Annotated in this window: 8 protein-coding genes and 1 tRNA gene; 6 read left to right on the forward strand and 3 right to left on the reverse strand. The window is 68.6% G+C overall.

Going from position 1 to position 11,437, the window contains the following annotated elements; genetic code table 11:
* Window positions 1–43: 43 nt before the first annotated feature.
* The 3 genes from IE660_RS00230 to IE660_RS00240 form a co-directional block, all read right to left on the reverse strand.
* On the reverse strand, window positions 44–1,303 hold the full coding sequence (locus IE660_RS00230) for a glycosyltransferase family 87 protein (protein WP_203566329.1): 1,260 nt from the start codon (window positions 1,301–1,303) through the stop codon (window positions 44–46).
* Window positions 1,303–2,529 (reverse strand): glycosyltransferase family 87 protein, encoded by a 1,227-nt coding sequence (locus IE660_RS00235; protein ID WP_203566330.1) that lies wholly within the window; start codon window positions 2,527–2,529, stop codon window positions 1,303–1,305. Before IE660_RS00235 ends, IE660_RS00230 begins: the two co-directional genes overlap by 1 nt.
* Window positions 2,530–2,710: 181 nt before the next feature.
* Window positions 2,711–2,785, reverse strand: a tRNA-Arg gene (locus tag IE660_RS00240).
* Window positions 2,786–2,872: 87 nt separating this feature from the next.
* On the opposite strand from IE660_RS00240, the gene IE660_RS00245 reads away from it, so the two are divergent.
* The 6 genes from IE660_RS00245 to IE660_RS00270 all read left to right on the forward strand — a co-directional run bounded on the left by IE660_RS00245 (window position 2,873) and on the right by IE660_RS00270 (window position 11,364).
* Window positions 2,873–3,424, forward strand: a complete 552-nt coding sequence (locus IE660_RS00245) for a hypothetical protein (RefSeq protein ID WP_203566331.1) — start codon at window positions 2,873–2,875, stop codon at window positions 3,422–3,424.
* A gap of 67 nt (window positions 3,425–3,491) precedes the next feature.
* Window positions 3,492–4,892 (forward strand): diaminopimelate decarboxylase, encoded by a 1,401-nt coding sequence (gene lysA / locus IE660_RS00250; protein WP_203566332.1) that lies wholly within the window; start codon window positions 3,492–3,494, stop codon window positions 4,890–4,892.
* Between the two features lie 53 nt (window positions 4,893–4,945).
* On the forward strand, window positions 4,946–6,289 hold the full coding sequence (locus tag IE660_RS00255) for a homoserine dehydrogenase (protein ID WP_407928972.1): 1,344 nt from the start codon (window positions 4,946–4,948) through the stop codon (window positions 6,287–6,289).
* Window positions 6,289–7,179: a homoserine kinase gene (gene thrB, locus IE660_RS00260; RefSeq protein ID WP_203566333.1), complete on the forward strand. Its 891-nt coding sequence runs from the start codon at window positions 6,289–6,291 to the stop codon at window positions 7,177–7,179. Before IE660_RS00255 ends, thrB begins: the two co-directional genes overlap by 1 nt.
* Before the next feature lie 210 nt (window positions 7,180–7,389).
* Window positions 7,390–9,267, forward strand: a complete 1,878-nt coding sequence (gene rho, locus IE660_RS00265) for a transcription termination factor Rho (RefSeq protein ID WP_203566334.1) — start codon at window positions 7,390–7,392, stop codon at window positions 9,265–9,267.
* Window positions 9,268–9,582: 315 nt separating this feature from the next.
* A complete protein-coding gene (locus tag IE660_RS00270; protein WP_235996672.1) occupies window positions 9,583–11,364 on the forward strand; it encodes an ABC transporter substrate-binding protein in 1,782 nt (593 codons plus the stop codon).
* The last annotated feature ends 73 nt before the right edge of the window (window positions 11,365–11,437 follow it).

Genomic DNA, 11,437 nt, shown 5'->3' on the forward strand with positions numbered 1-11,437 from the left:
CCGCTGGTCCATCCACGCGGGCCCATCACCCCTGCCGGACCGATCAGTGAGTGGTGTGGGCCACCACCTCGGCCTCGTCCCAGTGCTTGTGGGCGATCGGACGACGAGCCCGCGGACGACGCAGCAGGTGGTACCAGGCCCAGGTGGTGCTGAGCAGCCACAGCCCGACCAGCAGCAGGTTGCGCACCACCAGCACGACGGTGTCGTCGGTGTCACCGGGATTGCTGATCAGGCCCCCGTAGCGCACCGGGTAGACCTGTCGGGTCAGGGCGGCGACCACCAGTCCGACGACCCCGAGCACCGCAGCCTGCCACTGCATCCTGCGGTGCGACTCGACCAGCAGCACCGCCAGCGGGGCGCCCAGCCAGATCAGGTACTGCGGCGAGAAGGTCTTGTTGGCCACGAGCATGCCTGCCACGACAGCGACCATGCAGAGCGTCAGCACGTCGGCGGGCAGGGCTCCACGCCGCCACACCACGACCCCCATGGCCACGGCGATGGCCACGCTGAGTGCCATCAGCGCTGAGGCGATGGCCAGCCAGGTCTCGGTGCCCGGTCCGTAGATCTCGAAGGCGTTGTACTGCGAGAAGCGGACGAACCAGGCGAAGTGCTCGGGTTGCCCGTGCTGCCACATCAGCCAGGTGGCGGGGATGGCCTCGATCTGCAGCCCACGATCGTCCTGCCAGGTCAGCGGTGACAGCAACCGCCGGAAGCCTCCGCCGGCGAAGGCCAGCAGCGCCATGGTGAAGCCGACCACCCCGAAGGCCTGCAGCCGGGCCATGCCGGGGCGGTGTCGTCCGACCAGGGGCAGGATCAACAGAGCGGGCCACAGCTTGAGCGAGGCACCCAGCGCGACCATCGCGCCGGCTCGCCGAGGGTGGCGGGTGACCCACAGTGCAGCCAGCGCCACTGCCATGGCCGGCACCATGTCGTAGCGGAACCACACCAGCGACCCGTAGCAGTGCACGAAGGCGATCCAGAAGGCCACCGCCTCCATCCGACCGGTGCGCCACAGTGCGTAGGTCAGGCCGAGGTCGAGCAGTGCCATGGCGAGGGCGAACACCACCAGGTAGCTGTGCTGGTCGGGTCCGAGGATGCGCAGGATGTCGAGGAACCAGACCACCGGTACCGGGTACTCGACCAGGCGTTGGTCACCCAGGGCCGGGTTGCTCAGGTTGCCAAAGTAGTAGCGCACGTCGTTGGCGATGTGGGTCCAGTGCTCACTCCAGTCCTGCCACGTCCACACCCGAGAGGCCAACCACAGCAGCAACCACGGCCACGGCGAGCGCCACAGCGCCCGCATCACTGCTCAACCGGTCGACGCAGGAAGCCCCAGATCCAGCGCAGCACCCAGACCAGCAGGGCGACCACACCGATGTTGCGCACCACCAGCACCAGGGTGACCACGGTGACACCGAGGCTGCCCTTGACCAGCGGGGCGTACCCAATCGGGTAGACCACCTGGGTCATCAGAGTGAGCGCCATCAGCGCGGTCGCGCAGCGCACCAGCCGACGCTCGTCGCGGGCGAGTTCCGGCGCCGACGTGCGGTCGTCCGGCACGCCGAGGATCGCGAACCCCGCCGCCAGCGGTCCACCGAGCCAGATCATGTACTGAGGAGAGAACGCCTTGTTCGTGACGATCATGACCAGCACCACCATCAGCATCAGCACGGCGGCCTCGACCAAGCGGCGACGTGGACGACGAAGCCACATGACGTAGGCGACGATGGCGATCAGGTAGCCCACGATCGCCGACAACGACGCGAGCGTCAGCATGAAGCTGACGCCCGGGCCCCAGATCTCGAAGGCCTGGTAGTGCGAGATGCCGACCCAGTAGTCCAGCGGCCGGAACAGTCGCACGAGCATCGGCACGCTGGCCCAGATCGACTCGACCTGCAGGTGGCGGCCCGACTGCCAGTCCAGAGGTGACAGCAGCCGGTCCCAGCCAGCCCACACCAGCGAGGCCAGTGCCAGCAGCCCGCCAAAGCCGAAGACTCCGACCGTCGCCCTGACCTGGGCCTTGCGCGGCCCGCCGAGCAGCGCCGGCCACATCAGGGCCGGCCAGAGCTTCACCGCTGCGCCCAGACCGATCAGCATGCCCGCCAGACCTTGCCGGCGGCGCACCAGTTCGACCAGGGCGGCCCCACCCAGCACCGAGGGGATCAGGTCGAAGCGCAGGTAGGCGGTGGGGCCGATCAGAGCGAGGAAGACGATCCAGAACAGCACGGCCCGGCCTGACTGGCGACCCCCCGTGCGCCACAGCAGGCGGGCGAACAATGCGTCCAGCGCCAGCATGATGACGACGAAGGCGATCACGTAGCCCACTTGGGTGCGCAGCCCGAGCCAGTAGGGGATCGAGAGCAGCCAGACCACCGGGGTGGGGTACTCGATCAGGGTCTGTTCGGGTCCCACCACCGACATCGCATGGATCTTGCGGAAGTAGTAGACGACATCGCCCTGGGTCGACGGGGCGAGCAGCAGCCAGACGGCGAAGACAGCGGCACGGGCGACCAGCCACGCCCTGACCATGAAGCGACCGTCGTGCAGCCGGTGCTCTGGCAGCCACAGCGCCCAGTGCCACCATCGTCCACGGACCGCCCGGTGGGCGGACTGGCCGGCCCTGGGGGGGGGCGGCTCGCGTGTTGACGTCCATGCGACTGCCCCCAATCGAGGATCCGGTGGCATCAGCAGCTGCGCGTCGCAGCCGCGGTGGCGCCCCCGGCAGGATTCGAACCTGCGCTCCCGCCTCCGGAGGGCGGTGCTCTATCCCCTGAGCTACGGGGGCCGGTGGTCGCCTGGGCGACCCCCACCCGTCTGGGCCGCGACAAGACTAGCAGGACGAGACCCGCGGTCGCGTCCCTAGACTGGCCCGGTGAGCCCAGAGCCTGTGCCGTCATCGGCGGCCCCGTCGCGGCGCGTCGTCCTGTCGGGGCTGGCCGGGTTGACGACCCTGCTGCTCGGCGCCGGTGGGTGCGTCGCCCCCGAAGAGCCTGAGCCCGCCTCGACCGCCACCACGCCACCGCCGTGGCCGGCACCGCGCGATGCCATCAGCAACATCAAGGCCGCCGGCCTGCCCGAACTGCCGCTCACTGACACCGCCGACCCGCACATCGTCGAGTTCACCGTCACCGTCGACGGGGCCGCGGTGACACTTCCCCCCCACATCGGGGTCGACCGGGTGCGTGCGGTGCAGGCCCCGGTGCACACCCACGACGAGACCGGGCAGGTCTGGCTCGAGGGCCGCGGCAACCGCGAGGTCACCCTGGGCCAGTTCTTCCAGCTCTGGGGCGTGCGCTTCGAGGCTGGTTGCCTGGGCAGTGCCTGCGGTGGGCTCAAGGTCGCCGCCGACGGCCAACCAGTGGACGAACCGCTCGGCTTCGTCCTGCGCGGTGCCGATCGGATCGAGGTCAGGGCCACCAGCTGAGCATGTGAGGCGCTCGGGCCGTGGTCGTGGTCGGGCCCAGTGGGGCGTTTCTGGCAGGCTTGCGGCCATGACCCACACCCACATGGCCGGCGACATCCATGCCAACGTCGCCGCGCCGGGCCCGCAGTGGCTGCAGCGCCCCCAGGATGTCAACGCCGTCGACCCTGCCCTGTGGAGCCACACCAGCAAGCGCTCGGAGTCAGGGGAGCTGACCATCGGCGGGCTCGGGGTCACCGAGATCGTCGAGACCACCCAGACCCCGGTCTACGTGATGGACGAGGAGGACTTCCGCAGCCGGGCCCAGGCCTTCGCCACCGCGTTCGAGGGCTGGAGGGTGTTCTACGCCGCCAAGGCCTTCCTGTGCCGCGGTGTGGCCCGCTGGGCCTTCCAGGAAGGTCTCGGCATCGACGTCGCCAGCGGGGGAGAGCTGGCCACCGTGCTCAGCGCTGGTGTCGACCCAGCGGTGCTCGGTCTGCACGGCAACAACAAGTCGGTCGACGAACTCGAACTGGCGATCACCTCAGGGGTGGGTCGCATCATCGTCGACTCCCTCGACGAGATCGACCGGCTCGAGCAGCTGTGTCAGCAGCACGGCTGCCGCGCCCAGGTGATGGTGCGGGTGACCGCCGGTGTCGAGGCGCACACCCACGAGTACATCGCCACCGCCCACGAGGACCAGAAGTTCGGCTTCTCGATCGCCAACGGCCAGGCCCTGGTCGCGATGGTGCGCTGCCACGTCAGCCCCAGCCTCGACCTGCTGGGCATCCACTCCCACATCGGGTCACAGATCTTCGCCACCCACGGCTTCGAGGTCGCGGCGCGCCGGACGATGAAGCTGATGGCGCAGTTCCACTCCGCGACCGGCCAGCACCTGCCCGAACTCGACCTGGGCGGCGGTTTCGGCATCCGTTACACCTCGCAGGACTCCCCGGCCACCCCCGACCAGTTGGCCACTGACCTGCGCGAGATCGTCGAGCACGAGGCCCGCGGCCACCAGATGGCCGTGCCCACCATGTCGATCGAGCCCGGACGAGCGGTCGTCGGACCCTCGGGCACCGCGCTCTACACCGTCGGCACGGTCAAGGTCGTCGACCTCGACGGCGGGGCGCAGCGGGTCTACGTCTCGGTCGACGGGGGCATGAGCGACAACATCCGACCCGCCCTGTACGCCGCCGAGTACTCCGCCGCCCTGGTCTCGCGCAGCTCGCAGGCCGAGCCTGTGCTGTGCCGGGTGGTGGGCAAGCACTGCGAGTCCGGCGACATCCTGGTGCGCGACGTCTTCCTGCCCGGCGACATCCGGCCCGGCGACATCCTGGGCGTTCCCGCGTCCGGGGCCTACTCGCGCTCGATGGCCTCCAACTACAACCACGCCACCAAGCCGCCGGTGGTCGCGGTGCGTGACGGCGAGTTGACGACCCTGCTGCGACGCGAGACCTTGGAGGACCTGCTCGGCCTTGACGTCGGCTGAGCGCGACCGACTCGTCCACGCACGACTGACACACCCACGCTGGAGGACCAGAAGTGAACCCCCCACCCAAGCCCGTGGCGCCCTCGATCGAGGGCCCGCTCAAGGTCGCCCTGCTGGGCTGCGGCGTGGTCGGTGCACAGGTGGCCCGACTGATCCTCGACCAGGCCGACGACCTGGCGGCCAGGATCGGCTGCCCAATCGAGTTGGTCGGCATTGCGGTGGCCAACGCCGACCGCGACCGGGCCGGCCTCGAGCGTGCGTTGTTCACCACCGATGCCCCCGGGCTGGTCAGCCGTGGTGACCTCGACGTGGTGATCGAGGTGATCGGTGGTGTCGATCCGTGTCGTGAGTTGCTGCTCACCGCGATCGAGCACGGCGCCAGCATCGTCACCGCCAACAAGGCCCTGCTGGCCGCCCACGGGCAGGAACTGTTCGACGCCGCCGAACGGCGCGGCGTCGACCTGTACTTCGAGGCGGCGGTGGCCGGGGCGATCCCGATCATCAGACCGCTGCGCGAGTCGCTGGTCGGCGACGCCATCACTGAGGTGATGGGGATCGTCAACGGCACCACCAACTACATCCTCGACCAGATGTGCAGCACCGGCGCCAGCTTCGCCGATGCGCTCGCCGAGGCCCAGTCGCTGGGCTTCGCCGAGGCTGACCCGACCGCTGACATCGAAGGTCTGGATGCGGCCGCGAAGGCCTCGATCCTGGCCTCGCTGGCCTTTCACACCCGCATCCGAGGGGACGAGGTGTACCACGAGGGCATCGCCGACCTGGACTCCTCCGACGTGGCAGCCGCGCTGGCCATGGGCTTCCAGGTGAAGCTGCTGGCGATCGCCGAGTTGACCGATGACGACACCGTCAGCGTGCGGGTGCACCCGGCGATGGTGCCCAACGACCATCCGCTGGCCTCGGTGAAGGGGGCCAACAACGCGATCTTCATCCACTCACGTGAGGCCGGGTCGCTGATGTTCCTCGGGCCGGGGGCCGGGGGAGCGCCCACCGCGAGCGCCGTGATGGGCGACCTGGTCACCGTGGCCCGCAACCGGGTGAGGGGCGTCGCCGGGCCGGCGACCAGCACCTACTGCGCGCGCAAGGTCGCCCCGATCGGTGAGGCGATGTCGCGCTACTTCCTGCGCTTCGAGGTGCGCGACGAGCCGGGCGTGCTCGCCGGAGCGGCTCAGATCTTCGCCGAGCACCGGGTGAGTGTGCAGACGGTGCAGCAGTCAACGGCCGAGGCGGTGGCACGCGACGACGGGCTGTCCGCGACGTTGGGCATGCTGACCCACGAGGCGCGCGAGGCCGACCTGCAGTCCTGCGTGCGAGACCTGGCGGCCAGCGACTTCGTATGCGGTGCCATCCGTGTGCTCCGGGTCGTCGGGCTGGGTGCCTGATGAGGGTCCGCGTGCGGGTGCCGGCGACCTCGGCCAACCTGGGGCCGGGTTTCGACTCCATGGGTCTGGCCGTGGCCTGGTACGACGAGATCGAGGTCACCCCGTCCGACCGACTCGAGTTCGACCTCAGCGGTGAGGGTGCTGCTGACGTGCCGCGTGACGAGACCCACCTGGTGCTGCGCAGCCTGCGCGACGGCCTGCGTGCCTTCGGTCATCCTGATCCCGACATGGCGCTGCGACTGAGCGCCCGTTCGACCATCCCGCACGCGAGGGGTCTGGGCTCGTCCGCGGCCGCCATCGGTGCCGGCCTCGGTCTGGCCTGGGGGCTGACCCACCCGGATGAGCCGATCGACCGGCAGCGGGTCTTCGAACTCGGCAGCCTCGCCGAGGGCCACCCCGACAACGCCGGGGCCGTGGTGTTCGGTGGCGCGGTGGTGGCCTGGCTCGACCCCGACGACGTCGGCGCCGCGGCGCTCGAGGTGCACCCCGACGTGCGTGCCCGGGTCTGGGTGCCCTCGGTGGAACTGCCCACGGTGACCGCCCGCGCGGTGCTGCCTTCGGCGCTGCCTCGTCCAGAGGTGATCGCCCAGGCCAGCACGGCGGCGCTGCTCGTCCACGCACTCGCCCGTCAGCCAGAGCTGCTGTGGCGGGCCACGATGGACTGGCTGCATCAGGACCTGCGGGGTCCCTTGATGCCGACCAGCCATGACCTGCTGCGCCGGCTGCGACACGCCGGGGTGGCCGCGGTCATCTCCGGCGCCGGTCCGACGGTGCTGGCCCTGGGCACACCGGAGCAGTTGGCAGTGTCGGACCGGGTCGAGGCGACCGGCTTCGTCGCCCACACCCTGCCGCTGGGTCATGGGCTCGAGCTCGAGATCGACCACGGCTGAGCCACTTCGCCGGGCGCGCAGTGGTGCGCTCGAGCCCGCGGCTGCTAATCTTGGCTCGACGTGCTGGACGATCCGGTGCCCACCATGTGAGGTGTCACCGTCGAGTTCGCCGCTGATCACGAGCGGTTCCGCGTCACTCTCCAACCGCAGGCACACCCCCAGTGGCCGCGTGCATCCGAGCACGAACGCCCGGACTCCGAAGGGAAATCTGTGACCGAATCCACCGGCGCTCCGCTGAGCGCCAAGCTGCTCCCCGAGCTCAAGACCATCGCTGCCGGCCTCGGCATTCCCGGTGCCCGCGGCATGCGCAAGGCCGACCTGGTCGCCGCGATCTCGTCGGCCCAGGGCGGGCGCCGTGAGCAGCAGGCCGGCTCGAGCGAGCAGGGCCAGACCCGCCCGGTTCGTGCCCGGCGTGAGCGCGGCGCACGTCCGGTCGACGAATCGGCCGAGGCTGCACCCGTGGTGACCCGCGAGCGCAGCGATGCCTCGTCCGGCGAGAGCGGTCCGGCGAGCACCAGCGACGAGGTCGGCGCCCGTCTGGCCCAGCTGAGCAACGAGACCGGACGCACCCGGCGTCGCCGCGGCCGTCAGGGCGAGGGGTCGGACGAGGCTGCGCCCGAGCAGGGCGGCACCGACGACTCCGCCCAGTTCCGAGCTGATGGCGGCGAGTCCGGCGGCCAGCGTGGCGAGCGCCAGCAGCGCACTGAGCGCAACCCGGGCGACCGCCAGGGTGCCCGGCAGAACCAGAACGACCGCCAGGGCGATCGCCAGAACCAGAACGACCGCAACCAGAACGAGCGCAACCAGAACTCCGGCGGCGGGTCGTACCGCGACGACGACGAGTCCGGTGGCCGTCGCAACCGCCGTCGCCGCCAGCGCGACCGGCAGAACCGTCGCCGGGGTGGCAGTTCTGGTGTGGGCAACCTCGAGGCCGAGCCCACCGTCTCCGAGGACGACGTGCTGGTCGACGTCGGCGGCATCGTCGACGTGCTCGACAACTACGCCACCGTGCGCACCTCGGGCTACCTGCCCGGGCCCAATGACGCCTACCTCTCCCTGGCCCAGGTGCGCAAGCACCACCTGCGCAAGGGCGACGTGGTGACCGGTGCGATGCGCCAGCCGCGAGACGGCGAGCGTCGTGAGCGGTTCGCCCCGTTGGTCAGGGTTGACACCGTCAACGGCACCGACCCCGAGAACATGCGCCAGCGGCCGGAGTTCAACAAGCTCACACCGCTGTACCCGCAGGAGCGGCTGCGTCTGGAGACCAGCGCGGTCAACATGACCGGCCGGATCATCGACCTGGTCTCGCCGATCGGCAAGGGCCAGCGTGGCCTGATCGTCTCGCCGCCCAAGGCCGGCAAGACGATGATCATGCAGAACATCGCCAACGCGATCACCACCAACAACCCCGAGGTTCACCTGATGGTGGTGCTGGTCGACGAGCGTCCCGAGGAGGTCACCGACTTCCAGCGCACCGTCTCGGGCGAGGTGATCGCCTCGACCTTCGACCGTCCCGCCGAGGACCACACCGTGATCTCGGAACTGGCGATCGAGCGGGCCAAGCGCCTGGTCGAACTCGGCCACGATGTGGTCATCCTGCTCGACGGCATCACCCGCCTGGGGCGTGCCTACAACCTGGCCGCCCCGGCCTCGGGCCGGATCCTGTCCGGTGGCGTGGACTCCGCTGCGCTCTACCCGCCCAAGAAGTTCTTCGGTGCCGCCCGCAACATCGAGAACGGCGGGTCGCTGACCATCCTGGCGACCGCGCTGATCGAGACCGGTTCGAAGATGGACGAGGTGATCTTCGAGGAGTTCAAGGGCACCGGCAACATGGAACTGCGCCTGCAGCGCCAGCTGGCCGACAAGAGGATCTTCCCGGCCATCGACGTGGACGCCTCGGGCACGCGTCGCGAGGAGCTGCTGCTCGGACGCGAGGAGCTGGCGATCATGTGGAAGCTGCGCCGCGTGCTGTCGGGGCTGGAGGACCAGCAGGCCCTGGAGATGCTGCTCAGTCGGCTGCGCAAGACCCAGACCAACAACGAGTTCCTCGTCGTCATCTCGAAGACCACCCCGTCGTCCGAGAACTGACGATCCACCACCCCTGACATGGCCAACCCCCCGCACCCCGAACCCAGGGTCGCGGCGGTTGTCCACATCCACCCCAGATTTGGTGTATCGATAACCCGACCAAGGTCAATCGATTTCAAGCCGACTGGGGGGAATGTCACATAAAGGTCACGATCTGGCAACGGTTCGGCAAGTCCTTGACGGGGCACACTGAACGGTGATTCAGTGAAGCTAGAGCGGTGGCGGCACGAGGGAGTGCGGGGTGCACGAGAGCGTCAAGCCTTCGCCCACCTGGAACCCTGAACGGACAGCAGGGTCCGAATGCAAAGGAGCATTATGAGCAACGCATCCTGGACGCCCACGCGTCGTGGATTCTTCGGACTGGCGGCTGCCGCCACGGCAGGCATGGCCCTGTCGGCCTGTGGCAGCGCCACCAACACGCCCGGCGGCGGCAACACCACCGGTGGGGGTTCCGCTGGCAACGGCGCCAAGCCCATCCGTAGCGGCGCTGCCGGCGACCAGTTCTTCATTGGCGGCATGCAGTGGGGCGCGCCGGTGAGCTTCAGCCCGCTGAACGCCAGCCCGGCCTTCGGCGCAGCCGCCAACGGCATGGACATCATGTACGAGCAGTTGATCATGTTCAACCAGCTCGACGGCAAGATCGAGGGACGCCTGGCCAAGGAGCTCAAGGAGGTCGACAAGACCACCTGGGAGCTGCCCCTGCAGGACGGCACCAAGTGGAGCGACGGCTCGGACCTGACGGCCGAGGACGTGGTGTTCACCTTCGAGCTGGCCAAGGAGGCCAACGTCGGCTACGCGTCGATCTGGACCTACATGGATTCGATCACCGCCAATGACCGCACGGTCGTGGTGAAGCTCAAGGAGACTCCGTACAACCCGCTGCTGGTCCGCGACTTCCTGTGCTGGGTGGGCATCCTGCCCAAGTCGTACTACGGCAAGCTGTCGCCGGCCGACCTGACCAAGGACGCCAACATGAGCCCGCTGGGTTCTGGCCCCTACATGCTCGACAAGTACGACGCCACCCAGATCGTCTACAAGCGCAACGACAACTACTGGGGCAAGTCGGTCTTCGGTGAGGCCAAGCCGACCCACGTCGTGCACCCGATCTTCAAGGCCAACAACGACGGCGACCTCAAGCTCGAGTCCGGTGAGCTCGACGGCAGCCAGCAGTTCACCGCCCAGATCTGGAAGATGTGGGAGAAGGGCAAGCCGGTCGCCACGTTCCTCAAGGACAAGCCGTACTACCTGCCCGGCTCGATGCCCTCGCTGATCTTCAACGTGACCAAGAAGGGCCTCGACAACGTCGCCGTGCGCAAGGCCATCGCCTACGCCGTCAACTACCCCGACATCGCGGCCAAGGCCATGTCGGAGTACTCCGGTGAGATGCAGGCCTCGCAGATCCTGCCCCAGGGCTCGGAGGAGAAGTTCTACGACCAGGCCAAGGTGGATGCCACCGGCTGGAAGTACGACAAGGCCAAGGCCATCGAGATCCTCGAGAACGAGGCGAAGGCCAAGAAGGGCTCCGATGGCATCTACGTGCTCGAGGACGGCACCCGTCTGGGCCCGTGGAAGCTGATCACCCCGACCGGTTGGACCGACTGGAACACCTCGTGCGAGATCATCGCCAAGAGCCTCCAGGAGGTCGGCATCGACGTGTCGACCAACTTCCCGCAGGCCGCGACCATGATCGACGCCATGCAGAACGGCAACTTCGACCTGGCGCACTACTCCTACGCATCGGTCGGACCGGCCAGCCCTTGGACCCGGTTCCGCGACGTGCTCAGCGAGAGCGCACCGATCGGCACCCGTGCCTTCTGGAACTACGGTCGCTTCAAGGACGACACGGTCAAGGGTCTGCTCGAGCAGGCTGCCGCCGAGACCGATGAGGCCAAGCTGAAGGAGATTTACCAGCAGCTCGACGAGCTCTATCGCAAGGAGATCCCGTGCGTGTCGGCCATGTACCGTCCGAGCCAGTTCTACGAGTTCAACCAGGGCACCTGGACGAACTTCCCGACTGAGGACAACGCCTACTGCCCGCCGACCTGGAAGGGTCCTGGCTTCAAGGTGCTGTTCAACATCAAGAAGGTCGGAAGCTGACCTGATGCCGATCGGGTGGTGGTGCCACGAGGCACCACCACCCGACACGGTTGTCAGGACGACACCCTGAAGG

The organism is Aestuariimicrobium ganziense, from assembly GCF_015352975.1.
GTDB classification, from domain to species: Bacteria; Actinomycetota; Actinomycetes; order Propionibacteriales; family Propionibacteriaceae; genus Aestuariimicrobium; species Aestuariimicrobium ganziense.